This is a genomic window from Nocardia terpenica (assembly GCF_013186535.1).
Lineage (GTDB): Bacteria > Actinomycetota > Actinomycetes > Mycobacteriales > Mycobacteriaceae > Nocardia > Nocardia terpenica.
Window position 1 is genome coordinate 886,597 of the sequence record NZ_JABMCZ010000003.1, and the last position, 15,242, is coordinate 901,838.

At 66.9% G+C, this 15,242-nt stretch carries 22 protein-coding genes and 1 tRNA gene; 7 read left to right on the plus strand and 16 right to left on the minus strand.

Annotated elements, in window-relative coordinates:
• Positions 1-18: 18 nt before the first annotated feature.
• The 7 genes from HPY32_RS25640 (at position 19) to HPY32_RS25670 (ending at position 6,404) form a co-directional block, all read left to right on the plus strand.
• Entirely contained in the window at positions 19-774 is a 756-nt protein-coding gene (locus HPY32_RS25640; protein ID WP_156673737.1) for a lytic transglycosylase domain-containing protein, read from the plus strand.
• A gap of 287 nt (positions 775-1,061) precedes the next feature.
• Positions 1,062-2,351: a phosphopyruvate hydratase gene (eno, locus tag HPY32_RS25645; protein ID WP_067576534.1), complete on the plus strand. Its 1,290-nt coding sequence runs from the start codon at positions 1,062-1,064 to the stop codon at positions 2,349-2,351.
• A gap of 46 nt (positions 2,352-2,397) precedes the next feature.
• Positions 2,398-3,033: an FtsB family cell division protein gene (locus tag HPY32_RS25650; protein WP_171983057.1), complete on the plus strand. Its 636-nt coding sequence runs from the start codon at positions 2,398-2,400 to the stop codon at positions 3,031-3,033.
• Entirely contained in the window at positions 3,030-3,578 is a 549-nt protein-coding gene (locus HPY32_RS25655) for a DUF501 domain-containing protein (protein ID WP_067583919.1), read from the plus strand. The genes HPY32_RS25650 and HPY32_RS25655 overlap by 4 nt, the downstream gene beginning before the upstream one ends.
• On the plus strand, positions 3,575-4,522 hold the full coding sequence (locus HPY32_RS25660; RefSeq protein WP_067576536.1) for a Ppx/GppA phosphatase family protein: 948 nt from the start codon (positions 3,575-3,577) through the stop codon (positions 4,520-4,522). Before HPY32_RS25655 ends, HPY32_RS25660 begins: the two co-directional genes overlap by 4 nt.
• 286 nt (positions 4,523-4,808) lie before the next feature.
• Positions 4,809-6,275 carry a peptide MFS transporter gene (locus HPY32_RS25665; protein WP_067576537.1) on the plus strand — a complete coding sequence of 489 codons (1,467 nt, stop codon included), beginning with the start codon at positions 4,809-4,811 and terminating at the stop codon, positions 6,273-6,275.
• A 55-nt stretch (positions 6,276-6,330) separates the two neighbouring features.
• Positions 6,331-6,404: transfer RNA gene (locus HPY32_RS25670), tRNA-Leu, on the plus strand.
• A 1-nt stretch (position 6,405) separates the two neighbouring features.
• On the opposite strand, the gene HPY32_RS25675 is transcribed toward HPY32_RS25670, so the two are convergent.
• The 16 genes from HPY32_RS25675 to HPY32_RS25745 all read right to left on the minus strand — a co-directional run bounded on the left by HPY32_RS25675 (position 6,406) and on the right by HPY32_RS25745 (position 15,121).
• Positions 6,406-7,668, minus strand: coding sequence for a tyrosine-type recombinase/integrase (locus tag HPY32_RS25675; protein ID WP_082870388.1), 1,263 nt, complete (start codon positions 7,666-7,668; stop codon positions 6,406-6,408).
• The gene (locus HPY32_RS25680) at positions 7,668-7,877 is read right to left on the minus strand and encodes a helix-turn-helix transcriptional regulator (protein WP_067576544.1); all 210 of its coding nucleotides are present in this window, start codon (positions 7,875-7,877) and stop codon (positions 7,668-7,670) included. The genes HPY32_RS25675 and HPY32_RS25680 overlap by 1 nt, the downstream gene beginning before the upstream one ends.
• Before the next feature lie 13 nt (positions 7,878-7,890).
• Entirely contained in the window at positions 7,891-9,705 is a 1,815-nt protein-coding gene (locus HPY32_RS25685) for a replication initiator (RefSeq protein ID WP_082870389.1), read from the minus strand.
• Positions 9,706-10,368 carry a hypothetical protein gene (locus tag HPY32_RS25690; RefSeq protein ID WP_082870390.1) on the minus strand — a complete coding sequence of 221 codons (663 nt, stop codon included), beginning with the start codon at positions 10,366-10,368 and terminating at the stop codon, positions 9,706-9,708.
• Entirely contained in the window at positions 10,365-10,550 is a 186-nt protein-coding gene (locus tag HPY32_RS25695) for a hypothetical protein (protein WP_082871003.1), read from the minus strand. Before HPY32_RS25695 ends, HPY32_RS25690 begins: the two co-directional genes overlap by 4 nt.
• Positions 10,547-10,681 (minus strand): hypothetical protein, encoded by a 135-nt coding sequence (locus tag HPY32_RS45765; RefSeq protein WP_269456460.1) that lies wholly within the window; start codon positions 10,679-10,681, stop codon positions 10,547-10,549. Before HPY32_RS45765 ends, HPY32_RS25695 begins: the two co-directional genes overlap by 4 nt.
• The gene (locus tag HPY32_RS25700; RefSeq protein ID WP_067576550.1) at positions 10,678-11,004 is read right to left on the minus strand and encodes a hypothetical protein; all 327 of its coding nucleotides are present in this window, start codon (positions 11,002-11,004) and stop codon (positions 10,678-10,680) included. The genes HPY32_RS45765 and HPY32_RS25700 overlap by 4 nt, the downstream gene beginning before the upstream one ends.
• Positions 11,001-11,297, minus strand: coding sequence for a hypothetical protein (locus HPY32_RS25705; protein WP_067576552.1), 297 nt, complete (start codon positions 11,295-11,297; stop codon positions 11,001-11,003). Before HPY32_RS25705 ends, HPY32_RS25700 begins: the two co-directional genes overlap by 4 nt.
• Entirely contained in the window at positions 11,294-12,508 is a 1,215-nt protein-coding gene (locus tag HPY32_RS25710; protein ID WP_067576554.1) for an FtsK/SpoIIIE domain-containing protein, read from the minus strand. Before HPY32_RS25710 ends, HPY32_RS25705 begins: the two co-directional genes overlap by 4 nt.
• Positions 12,509-12,615: 107 nt before the next feature.
• Positions 12,616-12,903, minus strand: a complete 288-nt coding sequence (locus HPY32_RS25715) for a hypothetical protein (RefSeq protein WP_156673738.1) — start codon at positions 12,901-12,903, stop codon at positions 12,616-12,618.
• 19 nt (positions 12,904-12,922) lie between these two features.
• Positions 12,923-13,279: a hypothetical protein gene (locus HPY32_RS25720; protein ID WP_156673739.1), complete on the minus strand. Its 357-nt coding sequence runs from the start codon at positions 13,277-13,279 to the stop codon at positions 12,923-12,925.
• Positions 13,279-13,884, minus strand: a complete 606-nt coding sequence (locus tag HPY32_RS25725) for a DUF2637 domain-containing protein (RefSeq protein ID WP_231951239.1) — start codon at positions 13,882-13,884, stop codon at positions 13,279-13,281. The genes HPY32_RS25720 and HPY32_RS25725 overlap by 1 nt, the downstream gene beginning before the upstream one ends.
• On the minus strand, positions 13,871-14,149 hold the full coding sequence (locus HPY32_RS25730) for a hypothetical protein (RefSeq protein ID WP_156673740.1): 279 nt from the start codon (positions 14,147-14,149) through the stop codon (positions 13,871-13,873). Before HPY32_RS25730 ends, HPY32_RS25725 begins: the two co-directional genes overlap by 14 nt.
• On the minus strand, positions 14,146-14,367 hold the full coding sequence (locus tag HPY32_RS25735) for a hypothetical protein (RefSeq protein WP_156673741.1): 222 nt from the start codon (positions 14,365-14,367) through the stop codon (positions 14,146-14,148). Before HPY32_RS25735 ends, HPY32_RS25730 begins: the two co-directional genes overlap by 4 nt.
• Positions 14,364-14,663, minus strand: coding sequence for a hypothetical protein (locus HPY32_RS25740; protein WP_067576565.1), 300 nt, complete (start codon positions 14,661-14,663; stop codon positions 14,364-14,366). Before HPY32_RS25740 ends, HPY32_RS25735 begins: the two co-directional genes overlap by 4 nt.
• Positions 14,660-15,121 carry a hypothetical protein gene (locus HPY32_RS25745; RefSeq protein ID WP_067576566.1) on the minus strand — a complete coding sequence of 154 codons (462 nt, stop codon included), beginning with the start codon at positions 15,119-15,121 and terminating at the stop codon, positions 14,660-14,662. Before HPY32_RS25745 ends, HPY32_RS25740 begins: the two co-directional genes overlap by 4 nt.
• Positions 15,122-15,242: the final 121 nt, after the last annotated feature.

Below are 15,242 nucleotides of genomic sequence, written 5' to 3' on the forward strand. Positions count from 1 at the left end.
CATCTGGATGATGGAGGGGTGCGTCTGAGAAAGGCCGGTGCGCGTGCCGAGCTGTCGACCCGCGCCGGTGCGTTCGCCGCCGTCGCGGCCGTCGTGCTGCTCGCCGGGTGCGGGGGAAGCAGCAACCTGCCACCGATCCCGGACGGCATCCCACCGGGCGCGGGCACCCCGGTACCGCCGATCGATCTCGACGCGCCCGGCCGCAGCGCCGAACAGCTGCGCGGCTGGGCCGAGAGCCAGTCCGACGCCCTCGACATCCCGGTCGTGGCGCTCGAGGCCTACGGCTACGCCGCGGCCGTCATGGCCCGCTCGCGCCCGGACTGCGGCATCGCCTGGACCACCCTGGCCGGAATCGCCAGCGTGGAGAGCAAGCACGGCAGCCACGGCGGCTCCCAGCTGGGCCCCGACGGCAAGGTCACCCCGCCCATTCGCGGTGTGCCGCTGGACGGTTCGCCCGGCGTGGCCCGCATCCTCGACGACGAGGCCACCGCCCGCACCGGCACCACCGTCTACGCCCGCGCCGAGGGCCCGTTCCAATTCCTCCCGGAAACCTGGCAGCACTGGGGCGTCGACGCCAACGGCGACGGCGTCGCCGACCCGGACAGCATCGACGACGCCTCCCTCACCGCCGCCCGCTACCTGTGCGCCAGCGGCGGCACCCTCACCACCGCCGAGGGCTGGCAGAAGGCCCTGTTCGTCTACAACCAGTCGACGGCTTATATGTACAAGGTGCGCAATCACGCGGCGGCATACAGCGTGGGCCGGAGTGCCTGAAGCGGGCGTCGGTGCACGGGTCCATGCGCCGGGGACAGCCTGAATACTGTTGCCACCCCCGCCAACCCACATGGTTTGCGGCCGCCCCGTCGTTCAGCGCCCGTTGCGATGCGACGAAGGAGCAAGCAACGGGCGCTGAACGACGGGGTCACGAGGCCGCAATCCCGCCGGAGCGAAGCGGAGGCCAAATAAACACTGCGTTAGGCTCGGGGCGCACGGACGACCGTGCGACCTGCTCATGACGGCGGTGGGCGGGACCGAGTCAGCAGCCGAAGGAGTTCGTTTTCGTGGCCATCATCGAACAGGTCGGAGCGCGCGAGATCCTGGATTCGCGCGGTAACCCCACCGTCGAGGTCGAGATCGCTCTCGACGACGGCACCCTGACCCGGGCGGCAGTCCCGTCGGGCGCCTCCACCGGCGAACACGAAGCCGTGGAGCTGCGTGACGGCGGCGAGCGCTACGGCGGCAAGGGTGTTCAGAAAGCCGTCGAGGGGGTCCTCGACGAGATCGCGCCGGCTGTTATCGGCCTCGACGCGGTCGAGCAGCGCACCGTCGACCAGGTCCTGCTGGATCTGGACGGCACCCCCGACAAGTCCCGCCTCGGCGCGAACGCGCTGCTCGGCGTGTCGCTCGCGGTGGCCCGCGCGGCGGCCGAGTCCTCGGGCCTGGAGCTGTTCCGCTACCTCGGCGGCCCCAACGCGCACGTGCTGCCGGTGCCGATGATGAACATCCTCAACGGCGGCGCGCACGCCGACACCAGCGTCGACGTGCAGGAATTCATGATCGCCCCGATCGGCGCACCCACCTTCCGCGAGGCGCTGCGCTGGGGCGCGGAGGTCTACCACGCGCTCAAGGCCGAGCTGAAGAGCAAGGGCCTGTCCACCGGCCTCGGCGACGAGGGCGGCTTCGCCCCCGACCTGGCCGGCGGCACCCGCGAGGCGCTGGACCTGATCGCCACCGCCATCGGCAAGGCTGGTTACAAGCTGGGCAGCGACGTGGCCTTGGCGCTGGACGTCGCGGCCACCGAGTTCTACACCGCGGGCACCGGTTACAAGTTCGAGGGCACCGACCGCACCGCCGCGCAGATGGCCGAGTTCTACGGCGAGCTGGTGGCGGCCTACCCGCTGGTCTCCATCGAAGACCCGCTGGCGGAGGACGACTGGGACGGCTGGGTCGCGCTCACCGACCAGATCGGCGACAAGGTGCAGCTGGTCGGCGACGACCTGTTCGTCACCAATCCGGAGCGGCTCGAGGACGGCATCGCCAAGGGCGCCGCGAACGCGCTGCTGGTCAAGGTCAACCAGATCGGCACCCTCACCGAAACCCTGGACGCGGTCGACCTGGCCCACCGCAACGGCTACAAGACCATGATGAGCCACCGCTCCGGCGAGACCGAGGACACCACCATCGCCGACCTGGCGGTGGCGGTCGGCAGCGGGCAGATCAAGACCGGCGCCCCCGCCCGCAGCGAACGCGTGGCCAAGTACAACCAGCTGCTGCGCATCGAGGACGCGCTGGGCGATTCCGCCCGCTACGCCGGGGACGTTGCGTTCCCGCGCTTTGCCTTCGAGGGGTAGTACCGTCGGAGCCGTTGTGTAGAGGCGACTTTCGAGGTGTGGTGAGATGACGGACAGACGGGCGCGCGGTTCCAGTCCGACAGGACGAGGCGACCGCCGCTCGTCGCGAACGAGCAGACCACGCCCCGAGCGCTCCGGCAACGGCTCCGCCCCCGCGGCCCGCACCGCCGCAGGCAAACGCGCCGCCCAGCGCCGCGCCGGCGGCAGATCGGACGCCGCCTCCGCCGCACGGAAAACAGACCGATCCGAACGGAAGATCCTCGGCCTGCCCACCGGCCGGGCCGTCATCCTGGCGGCCGTGCTCTGCGCCCTGGCACTGACCCTCGCGGTGCCGATGCGCACGTACTTCAGTCAGCGCGCCGAGGCCACCAACCTCGCGCAACAGCGCCGCGAACTCGAGGACGACCTCGCCCGGCTCCGCGATCGCCGCGCCCAGCAACAGGATCCGGCCTACATCCGATCCGAGGCCCGCGATCGGCTGCGGCTGGTGATGCCGGGGGAGACCGCCTACATCGTGCAGGTGCCCGGCATCGAGCAGCCCGCGGTACCCGCCCAGACCACCAAGCCGCGCCCGCCCGACCCCTGGTACACCCAGCTGTGGCACAGCGTGGCCAACCCGCCCGCCCCGGAACACACCACCCCGCCCCCACCACCCCCGAACCCCGAAGGAGCACCCCGGTGACCGAGCCCGTCCAGCAGCCGAGCGAAGCCGATCTCGAGATCGTCGCACGGCAATTGGGCCGCGAACCCCGTGGAGTGCTCGCCGTCGCCTACCGCACCCCGGACGGGCAACCGGCCGTGGTGAAGACCGCCCCGCGGCTGCCCGACGGCACCCCGTTCCCCACGCTGTACTACCTCACCGATCCGCGCCTGACCGTGGAGGCCAGCCGACAGGAGGCGGCCGGGCTGATGCGCGGCATGACCGACCGGCTCGCCGCCGACCCGGCGCTCGCGGCCGCCTACCGCGCCGCGCACGAGTCGTATCTGGCCGAACGGAACGAGATCGAGTCGCTGGGAACCGATTTCAGCGGCGGCGGCATGCCGGATCGGGTGAAATGTTTGCATGTTCTCATCGCGCACTCGCTGGCGAAGGGGCCCGGCGTCAACCCGCTCGGCGACGAGGCGGTGGCGCTGGCCGCCGACACCGGCCTGCGCGGCACGGCGATTCCGGCCGACTGGCCGAAATACGAGCAGTACCAGCAGCATTCGGAAGAGGGAAAGCTATGAGTGACCGGGTAGCCGCAGTCGACTGTGGTACCAACTCGATCCGACTGCTGATCTCCGACGTCGGCGCGGACCGCCGCCTGAGCGAGGTCCGCCGCGAGATGCGGATCGTGCGCCTGGGCAAGGGCGTCGACGCCACCGGCGAACTGAATCCCGAAGCGATAGAACGGACTCGGGCCGCGCTGCACGACTACGTCGACATGATGCTCGAGGCCGGGGTCACCAGGGTGCGCATGGCCGCCACCTCCGCCACCCGCGACGCGCGCAACCGCGAGGACTTCTTCGCCATGACCGCGGCCGAGCTGGGCCGGGTCGTGCCCGGCGCGCAGGCCGAGGTGATCACCGGCGACGAGGAGGCACGGCTGTCGTTCGCCGGGGCGGTCGGCGAATTGTCCAGCGCCGAAGGACCTTTCGTGGTAGTGGACCTGGGCGGCGGCTCCACCGAGGTGGTGCTCGGCGACGACTCGGGGGTGCAGGCCGCGTACTCGGCCGATATCGGCTGCGTCCGCATCACCGAGCGCTACTTACACGGCAACCCGCCGACGGCCGAGGAGGTCGCCGCCGCACGGTTCTTCGCCGAGCAGCGGATGGCCCAGGCGTTCGGCGTGGTTCCGGTCGAGCGGGCCCGCACCTGGGTCGGCGTCGCGGGCACCATGACCACCATCGCCGCGGTCGCGTTGGACCTGCCCGAATACGATTCGGAGAAGGTCCATCTGACGCGACTGAGCCTGGATCGGGTGCGTGCGGTCTGCCACCGGTTGATCGAGATGGACCACGACGAGCGGGCCGCGCTGGGCCCGATGCATCCGGGCCGGGTCGACGTCATCGGCGGCGGCGCGGTGATCACCGAGGTGCTCGCGGACGAACTGGCGCGGCGGGCCGGCATCGGCGGGTTGATCGTCAGCGAACACGACATTCTCGACGGGATTGCCCTGTCCCTGATCTGAGTGACACGGCGTGGCGTGGCGGGGCTCACAGGCCCCGCCGCACGGCCGTGTGCCCGATCGGACACAATGCCGATCGGGAGTGCAGGATGACCAGTTTTCATTCGGGCACGTAGGCAGCCTGTGAGCAGAGTGCCAACGGATTAAACATTCTGACCGGAATTTACCTCCCCGATATGTGAACCGGGCTACTCTGCGTCCCGCGGTGCATCGGTCACCGAGGTACCTGCATGGCAGCGACCGCCACCCCGGTTGCTAGAAAATTGCGTTACATGGAAAGGTCGAACGCATGACGGGAGTAGTGCCGCCGAAGCAGCACGCCAGCGCGAGGACGGTCTTCGGCCATCCCATCGGCCTGGTGAATCTGTTCGGGGTCGAGCTGTGGGAGCGCTTCTCGTACTACGGGATGCTCACGATCCTCGGCTACTACCTGTACTACTCGCTGGCCGACGGGGGTCTCGGCGTCGAGAAGTCCACGGCGACCGGGCTGGTCGGCGCCTACGGTGGTTTCGTCTATCTGTCCACCGTGCTCGGCGGTTGGCTGGCCGACCGGGTGCTGGGCATGGAGCGTGCCGTGTTCTACGGCGGTGTGGTCGTGATGCTCGGGCACATCGCGCTGGCGGTGATTCCGGGACTGGCCGGGGTGGGCGTCGGTCTCGTGCTGGTGGCGCTGGGCAGCGGTGCGCTGAAGGCGAATGCGTCATCGTTGCTGGGCACCCTCTACGAGAAGGGCGACGCGCGCGCGGACGGCGGTTTCACGCTGTTCTACCTGGGCATCAATCTGGGCTCGTTCATCGGCCCGCTGATCACCGGTGTGTTGCAGACCCGGATCGGTTTCCACTACGGCTTCGGCGCGGCGGCCATCGGCATGGCGCTGGGCCTGGTGCAGTACGCGGTGTTCCGCCGCAATCTCGGCGACTACGGCCGGGTCGTGCCGAATCCGCTGCCGCGTAACCAGATCGGTAAGTCGGTCGGATTCATCGTGGCGGTGGTCGCGGTGCTGGCGCTCGGCATCGCCACCAAAGTGGTGCGGCTGTCCAACCTGTCGTGGGTCACGACCGGCATTATCGTGGTCGCCTCGGTCGTCTATTTCTCGATCATGCTCACCAACGGCAAGGTGACGCCGATCGAGAAGACCCGGGTGCGCGCCTACATTCCGCTGTTCATCGCCAACGCGGTGTTCTGGTCGCTGTTCCAGCAGATCTTCACCGTGCTCGCGGTGTACTCCGACGAGCGCATGAGCTGGTCCATCTTCGGCTGGCAGGCGCCGTCGAACTGGATCGGCTCCGAGGAGCCGGTGTGGGTCATCGTGCTGTCGCCGCTGTTCGCGATGATGTGGACCCGCCTGGGCGCCAAGGCGCCCACCACCCCGCGCAAGTTCGCCTACGGCGTGATGGGCATGGGCGCGGCGTTCCTGCTGTTCGTGCTGCTGGCCGGTTTCGAGGGCAAGACCGTGCCCGCCCTGCTGGTGTTCTTCATCCTCGGCGGCTTCGCGGTCTCCGAGCTGATGCTGTCCCCCATCGGCCTCTCGGTCACGACCAAGCTCGCCCCCGAGACGTTCCGCGCCCAGATGATGGCCCTCTACTTCTTCTCCGTCGGCCTCGGCACCGCGATGTCCGGTGTGCTGTCCGGCTTCTACCGCACCGACCGCGAGGTTCCCTACTTCGGCATCACCGGCCTGGTTGCCATCGCCGTAGGCATCGTGGTCTTCTTCTTCGCTCCCCGGGTCAGCCGACTGATGGAGGGCGTCCACTGAGCAACCCCCTGGATAATTCCGAGACGGGCGTACGACTTAGGTAGGCTGACCCGGCGCCCCCGTAGCCCAATTGGCAGAGGCAGCGGACTTAAAATCCGCACAGTGTCGGTTCGAACCCGACCGGGGGCACCTAAGAAACGGCTGGCAGAGCGCCCTTCTCGGAGTTACCGGGGCCTTCGTCGCCGATCTTGGTCCGCAGTTGGTCCGCAGCAGTCCGCGCCCCGGCATCCATGCCAGCGGCCACCGTGTCCAGATCATCCGGGAACAAGTGCCCGTACAGGTCGAGAGTGAGCGTCGCGGTCTTGTGACCCAACATCCGCTGGACGACCTTGATGTTCGCCCCCGCGCTGATCGCCAACGACGCCGCGGTGTGCCGAAGACCGTGCGGGACAACCCCGGTGACCCCCGTTGCTGCCGCCGCCTGATCGAAGGCCCACCGGAACTCACCCAGCGACAGGAACTCACCCTTGCGGCTCTCGAACACCAACGTGTCAGGGCCACGACCGTCGAGCACTTTGCCGAGTTCCTTGGCCAGAAACTCCGGGATCGGCACGGCGCGGGCGGTGTGGTTCTTCGTGTCGGTCTCGACGATGCCTTTACCAGCGACGTGCGTCGCCGAACGTGACACCCGGATACGCCGACTCTCCAAGTCAACATCGGCCGCCCGCAGTGCGATTGCTTCCCCGAACCGGATTCCGGTGTAGGCCAGCGTGAACGCCAAGGGGCGGAAACGACCGGTAGCAAGGGCGAGTTTCATCACCTCCAGGTGAGTGAGGTAGCGGCGCTCGGTCGGAGACTTCGACGGAAGGTCCACCTCTTCGGCCGGATTCACGGCGAGCCGTTTGGATTTGATCGCAAACCGCAACACCTGATCGAGCACCTGATACGCCTGAATCACCCGAGACGCCGACAGACCGCGCCCCTCGAATCGGTAGCTCCCCTTCTCGGCGAGAGCCACCACCCACTCTTGAACGTCCTCGAATTCGATGTCACGCAATGGGATCGAGCGCCACCGAGGAAGAACGATCGTATCCAGCAGTGATCGGTATCCGGCGACGGTCTTGGGTTTGCGGAGCTTCTTTGTGGCGAACCATTTCTCTGCGACCACTTCGAACAAGACGCCGCTTCGATCCGGATCGACCCACGTTCCGGTGACCACCTTGGTGGTGACATCGCCGTCGAGGAACTTCTGAGCCTCGTTCTTTATGGCGAATGCCCGTGACCGTTCCACGCCATTCGGATCGACATAGCGAGCCCGCCAGCGTTTGCCCTTGCCGAACTGTTTCGACTTCACCCGTTCTTGGGACTTGGCACCGGTTGCCGGGTCGGTCTTGGTGACCATCCTGTGCCAGCGATCCTCCACACCCGAGCGTGGATTGCGTCGACCGGCCATCACGCGACCTTCTCGCCGCGGGCCGTACGCCGTTCCTGTTCAGCGATCCAGGCCAGCACCACCGAGCGCCGCCACACGCGACGCCGCCCCATCTTGAAACTCTCCGGGCCGGAACCGATGTGTGCCCACCACCGCCAGGTGGCTTCCGGGATACCGGTCAGCGCCTCCAGTGCCTTCGCCTGGAGAAACGCATCATCGGTGTCGTTCATGTCAGCTCCTCCCCTATGCTGCTGTGTTTGTTGCCGAAACTTGTTGCGGCCCTGGTGGATCGGTTATCGCTGCTTTGGCGGTTTGGTATTCGTTGTGCCACACCGATCGTTGCGCGATGGCGGACATGATCAGTTGCTCACGCGGTGGGATGTCGGTGTCACCGGGTTCGGTGAGCCGGACCACCCAGCGGTGGGCCTGTTCGGATTTGGCGATGCCGACCGCGGCGAGGACTTGCCGAACGAATTCGATGCGATCGGCCTTGTGATCGGGCAGGGTCTTATTGCTCCAGCGGCGCGACACCAGCACCCGCCGACCCCGCAAACCGAGGGTGTCACGGCGGTGGGCCTTGCCCTTGCAGCGTCCCGGCTGGGTCTTGGCCGTCGCGTTGCGGGGGACGATGCCGTAGCGCAGCCACACCGCACAGGTGGGTGAGCACGGTGTCCGCTGAAGTTCTGCGTGCAGGCGCTCGTAGTGACGACGGGTGCGTTCGTTGGGTGCTTCGAGGACTTCGCCGATGGATTTGGTGAGGTATTTGGTCAGGTAGCCGATCAGCTGGCCCGCGTCCTCGGTGTCGCCGAGCACACCCTTGGCCTTGCCCGCACGAACCGGACCCGCTTCCCCATCGGGATCGGTGGCGCCGATGTCCTGATGGTCGATCTGCACACCCCACCGGACCACGTGCGCGGGTTCGAGGTCGTCCACCTCATCCATCAACGCCAACGCGTCATCGAAGCCCGGCAGCACATACCCGGTATCGGGGTCGGTGAAAGTGCCGGCGGCGTGGTCCCAGACCGGCATCCGGTCGTCGGTGTACTGCTCGTGGTCGAAGTGCGGCCACCACACCTGGCGGTAGGTCCCGGCGATGATCTGATCGATCAGCACGTGCGGGTCGGTGCCCCGGATCGCGATGTGCGCGTGCGGTGCGGCCCGCCGTTGCGGTTCCACGGTGGCGAAGTACTGCACATCCCGACCGGTGCAGCGCCGCCAGTTCTTCATGAACTGGTCGAACAGCATCGGGAAGAACACCGCGTCACGGGCAGCGCGGCGGTAGTCGTAGGTGTCCGGGTCCACCGGGGAGCCGTCCCCGCACACCTTGCCGCGCTTGTCGATCGCGCCGTCACGGTGGCAGGCCCCGTAGGAGGGCATCGTGACCGTCATGAACATCGAGGGCCGATGCTTACCGGCGAACCGGCGGCCGAGCGTGGATTTGTCGATCTTCTTGCGGGGCAGGTCCGCAACATCCTGGCGACGTTTGGTGGAACGGGTCCGCCGTTTGCGAGGCTGGGCGTCGATCCCCGGAATCCGCCCCGACAGGCCGGTAGCGCGCAGTTCCCGATCCAGGTCCGCGATCACCTCCCGGAAGCCGTCGGCGGTCTGCTCATCACCGAGTTCGCGGGCCACGGTGTACTCGGCCAGCAGATCGGCACGGGCGGTCAGCAATGCCTGCTGCTGTTCGGTAGGTGGATTACGGTCGCTGACCGGTTCGTTCTCCAGGTGCCAGCCCTCACGGCACTGCGTCACCCGCAGCGCACGAGCCTTTGCCGCGCAGCTCGGGCAGTCCGACGCACGCGTCGATTTGCACGCTGCCCCAACGTATTTCGTTTCGCCGGTGTCGGGATTGAACGCGCGCATCGGGATCGGGCGCTTACACACACCCCACTTCTCGGCCACCGCGTCGGCGATATCGGCCAGCTTCGGCAACGCCCGACGCTGCGCGGCAGTCACCCGCTGCGAATCCTGCATGGTCACAGCCCCGGCAGGGGCGACCCCGCCAGGCAGGTGCCCAGCAGAATCGCCCCCGACGACGGCGAGGTCCTCGCCGATCATCTACGCGGCCTCCTTCCCGGTGGTGTCGGTTGCCGAATTCCGGGGCAGTCCCAGATGCCGAGCGGGAACGGTGATCGGCTCGGCCAGTGCGTCACCACGGCGGAACGTCAGCTCGAACAGTCCGGGACCGACGAACACGACCCGGCAGTCCAGAGCACCGAAGGCATGCGCCAGATGCTCGCTACGGTTCTCGTAGTCGGCGGGGCACTGACCGGCCAGCATCTTCACCTGGAGCCGATCGACCGTGGCACCGATACGGACACTGCGCAGAAGCGGACAGGCGACCACGACACCGCCCTCACGGCGAGTCAGGCCGCAGTGATCCAGGAGCGTGGTCCAGCGTCGGGTGTAGCGCCACCAGGTCAGGAACCGGGCACGCGCCCGCTGGGTGACCAGCCGCTCGAACATCTCCCGACGCTTGACGCGCACGAGCATGATCCCCGCGACCGACACCCCGGCAACCGCGACCCCAGCCTGCCAACCCACCAGCACCCACACCGCCACCGCGACCCCGACCGGAACCGAGATCATCGGGAACAACACCGCCCACCACACCACCACCAGCAGCGCTCGCACCAGGCCCAGCAGCACGTGACCGACCACCGCCAGCACATCCTCGATCGCAGAATCGGTGCCCGACTGCGTGTTTCGTGCGTGAGTCATCGGTTCCTCAGCTCCTCTCGCGTGAACAAATCCAGCTGACCGGGGCAGCCCCAGCGCGGAACACCTTTGGATTTGCGCTGGCGGCCCTTGGCCTGGCGAACCTGATCGGCCGCCTCGGCGACAATCGGATTCACCTGGCGCGCAGCATTTTTCGTGTCGTCCGTCTTCTTCCTGGTGGTCATGCGGCCCATGCCTCCGGTTCGTCCTCGGGAGCCAGCGCGCCGGAGATGCCGCGCCGTTCGGCCCAGCGCCGCAGCCAGATCCGGTCCTCGAGATCGGCATCGGAATCAGCATGAAAATGGTTGTGGTTCATCGGATCTCCCTGGTTTCGATCTCGCCGCAGTGCTCGCACCAGCGCAGCTCACCCAGCCGCACGACGGGGCTGTAGGGCTGCCAGTCGCCCCACTCGTGGCCCTTGGTTTCGCAGACCATCGCCGTCAGGCAGCCGTCACACGCGAGGCGCTCACCGTCGAACAGCCATCCCGCCGCGGTGACCCGATCGGTCAGGAACGCGATGGCCTCATCCACCGAGTCGAACAGCAGCGGATGCCCGCAGCCCAGTTCGGTGCCGAACGCATCCCCGCACTCGGAGCAGTAGGCGATCACGCAGGTCTCGGTCACCAATCCGGACTTCACGACCGCACCTCCCGAGCAGTTCGGCCGCACAGCACACACATGTCGACGGCTTCTTCCCGATTCCAGGCGAACTCGTGCAGACCGTCCTCCGAGCACGACGGCGGATAGTCCGGCAGCATGATCTCCACCCCCGCATGGGCCTGCCCATCGGCCACGTGCACCGTCTCGGCTGTCAACGCCATGTCGTAACCAGCGACCGACGCACGCAACCAATCCAGCACTCCCGCAACGGCTTCCGAGTCACCCGACACACTCAGCATCACCGCGCCCACGCGCACTGCACCGCCGTTCATGCCGCCACCGCCATACCGTCGCCCGGGTCGTCGTCACCGAGGTCGTCGGGGTCGAAGTCGCTGTAGTCAGCGGCCGGAGCCATGTCGGGCTGGTCGGGGCTGTACATGTCGACGATCAGGTCGGCCTGGTCGTCGCTGATCCAGAACGCGCGCACCCGCACGAACTCGGTGGTGCCGTCCTCACCGACATAGCCGACACCGGCAGTGAATTCGGAGATCTTGTCGCAGCGGGCACCACGATCGCGGGCACCCTGGCCGTGGACCATGGCCACCTGGGTCGGCTCGTCCAGGCGCAGGCCGATCCGGACCGGGAACAGCTGCCGGTTGGGCATGGTCTCCTTGGACGGGTCCTGCAACGCCGACACCACCGACACACCAGCGGCCCGACCCTTGGACAGCAGCAGTCCGGTCAATTGCCGGAACTCTTCGCGCTCGTCTCGGGTGGCGTACGACGACAGCGACGCCGCCTCATCGATGATGATCAGGATCAGCGGCTCGTCCACCGAGGGAACGAGTTTGCGGATACCGGCCTTACGCATCCGAGCCAGCCGCTCATCCAACTCGCGGACAGCTTCTTTGAGCAGATCCATGATGGAAATCGCGTCGGTGGCGAACCGGGTGAACAGCCGATCCTCGCCGCGCCCGAACTCCACACCGCCCTTCGGGTCCGCCAGCCGGACATCCACAAGCTTTGCCTTGATGGCGGGACCGATCCCGTTCAGGATCGACCACAACACCGAGCCCTTCCCGGAACCGGTGGCACCGGCGAGAAGGATGTGGGCGTAGAGGATGCGCAGCAGCCACAGGTCGCCGTCCTCGCGCAGACCGACCGGGACCGCCTCCAAGTCCACATCATCGGGGGCAGCTGCCGACCTCGTTGCCGCAGCCGCGAGAGTGTCGTTGACTCTCACTTGGAGACGGACCCAGCCCGGAGCAGGCGACGACGCTACCACCTGCGGCACCCCCACGTAATCGGCCATCGCCGCGAGGGTCTTCTCCTCCGACCAATCCGCCAGCGACTGACCACCCAGCATCAGCAGCTCCACCGCCAGACCGTGCCGGTCGTAATCCCACGACGCCACGGTCGGGAACCCCTTCGCGGGCGACCCCAAACCGAGATCGGTGAACATACGGCGCGCGAACGCTGTGACCGCGAAATGCAGGACCGCCGAACGCAACACCGCCGGAGCCTCATCAAGAATCCGCGCCACCGGCCGAGGATGGGCCGAGACAGGCGAGCGACGCCAGACGCACATGCGGGCGAACAACCCCAACGCGCCTCCCGCTGCCACAGCGACCGGAACCATGGTGATCACAGTCATGGCCATTCACTCCGTCCCTGGGCGGTGCCCAGCTCGCAGAACAGGCGGCAGCCCCGCGAATCCTGCACCGGCGGCAAAGACGGCTCATTGCAGAACATCCAGCAGCCCGAAGTGGTTGGCGCGGTGGATGTTTCAGCCACGGGTGTGGGCTTGGACACCGCCGCTACCGGATGCACGGGATCGAGGCCGGAGTGTGAGCCGAACGCCAGCACGACCGCGACCCCGACCGCCGCAGTCGCGAAAATGCCGAGCACCGACGCATTCACGCCGTGCAGATCACGCACGACCACGGTTGGTTCGAATTCATTCGTGTTCATTTCGCCGCACCTCCTGGGCGGCAACGACTTTGATTGGTGAAACAAGTTGGCACGGGGACGGCGCATCCGTGTCGTGCCGGGAATCGAGAGCGTCTTGCAGCGCGGCCCCGAGCACCCCGTAGACCGCAAGCGCGTCATCCACGGACATCCCCAGATGCACCACCACCGCGAACGCCTGCTCCTTGTGCAAGGTCAGCTGCACCTCACCGACCTCGCAGCGGTAACGGGCGAACACCTCGCACGTGGTGCGGAGACGGCCGTTGTCGGCAGCCACCCGCACCCGCTGAAAGTCCAGCACGGGAGACGGTTTCCAATACCAGCGATCAGAATCAGTGGGTTTCATTACGCAGGAACCCCTTCCAGAGGCAGCATGTCCGCCTGCACCGGCCACGCAGACCGACGCGGACGAACCGGACGCGACGACACAGGCTCCGGCTGCGAGGCAGGCGAGACAACGAGTTCGGGTTCGGGTTGCGGGTCAGGCTCCACCACTGCACCGGGCTCGGTAACCGGTTCCGGAGCGGCCACGGGAGCCGGAATGCGTTGCGCGGCACGGAAAAGCACCGCGAGACCATGCGTGTCGACCAGCAGCGAGACCGGAGCGACCGCCGCCACGACCGCGCACATCCACGCCGGAAGCGGCCGACCGGCAGCCACCGCGTGAATACTGTTGCCCGCCACCGACACCAGCGCACCCACCACCAGCACCCGCAGGAAAAACACCCGCTCCCGAGACTTGGCCAGCACCAGCGCCCCCGCCGTCGCCTGCACGATCGTGCCGTCGATGACCAGCGGGAACAACCACGCATCCGAGGCCGGGATATGCGCCAGCACAGCCAGATCCCGCAGAGTAGCGAAGGACAGGCGGAACGCGGCAGCGCCGACGCCCACGATCACCACGACCGCGAACACCCGCGCTGCCAACATCCCCCGCTCAGCGGTGAACATCTACTCCACCACCGAACCGGACCGGGTCCTCGAACCGAGACAAGGCGTCCTCGATATCCTGCATCCGCTCACGCATCATCTGCATGTCATCGGCCTGTTCCCGCGCCAGCAGTTCCCACCGGACCTCACCGAACCAGCCTTCGAGCGAGTCGACCCGGTGCGTCAACGTGAACAGCCTGCCCAGCACGACACCGACCAGCGCCGACACCGCCGCGAACGAGACCACCACTACCGACCAGTCGGCAAGCGCATACAGCTGCATCACGCCACCGCCTTTCCGGCGACCGGGTGACCGTTCAGCCGCTCACCGACCGCCAGCAGGTCCAACGCCAGCAGCAGTGCACGCGAAACACCCAAATAGACAGTGCCCGAACCGATCTCGATAACCACTACACTCAGCTGATCATCGAAACCAACCGATATCTCGGTATCGGCCAGGCGATTCCGCGAATCAACCTGCATCCACACATCCGGACGCATCACGCCACCGCCTTATCAGTGACCGGCTGCGATACCGAATCGGACTCCCCGCCGCCGACCGCCTTCTCAGCGGCCAAGCGCTCCGCCGAGTCGTGCAGCATGATCACGTTCTGCAACGTGGTGGCCAGCTGCCGGGCCTCCTCGATCTGCATCCCGACATGCGCGTCGGTACCGGTCAGGTGAATACGGACGTAAGCAGGCTGACGACGACCGTCATCCAGGTGAGCCGGGTCGTACTCGACCTCGAAACCCTCCAGGCCGCTGCTGTTGAACGTGCTCATGTACGCCATCGCGATCACGCAACCTTCTCGTCACCACGAGCCGGACGCGACGCACCCGGATTCGCCGGAGCCTGCTTGGCACCCGAGGTGTCACCCGCGATACCGGTCGCGAAGTACGAATAAATGAGTTTCGGGAACTGGCCCGCCAGCGTGGCGCGCGGCTGCACCATCAGGTTCTCCAGGACCACCGGACGCACGCCCGGCAGCACCTCCTGCCCCTGCGGAACCGGCTGCACCGGAGCCAGAAACACCAGGTCGATACCCGAATCGGTACCCCGGATACCCTCCGACAAGTCCATCAGCCGGGCTTTCCACTTCGGGAGACGCGTCTCCTCGTCGGTGTCCTGCTCATCGGTGTACTGCCGACGACGCTCGTTGAACTTCATGACCTTCTCGATCTCGCCAATCAACGCAGCACCCTGCGGGAACGCGATATCGAACGGGATCGGGAACCGCTGTCCCTTCTTGATAGCCACGGAATAGTCCTCCTTGTTCTTCTGTTCTCTATAGGAGCTGTTCTATAGAGGACAGTAGATCAGACCTCTATAGGAGTCAAGACCTACAGAGGACATAAGATGAGCCGAGTCGTCACAAGAA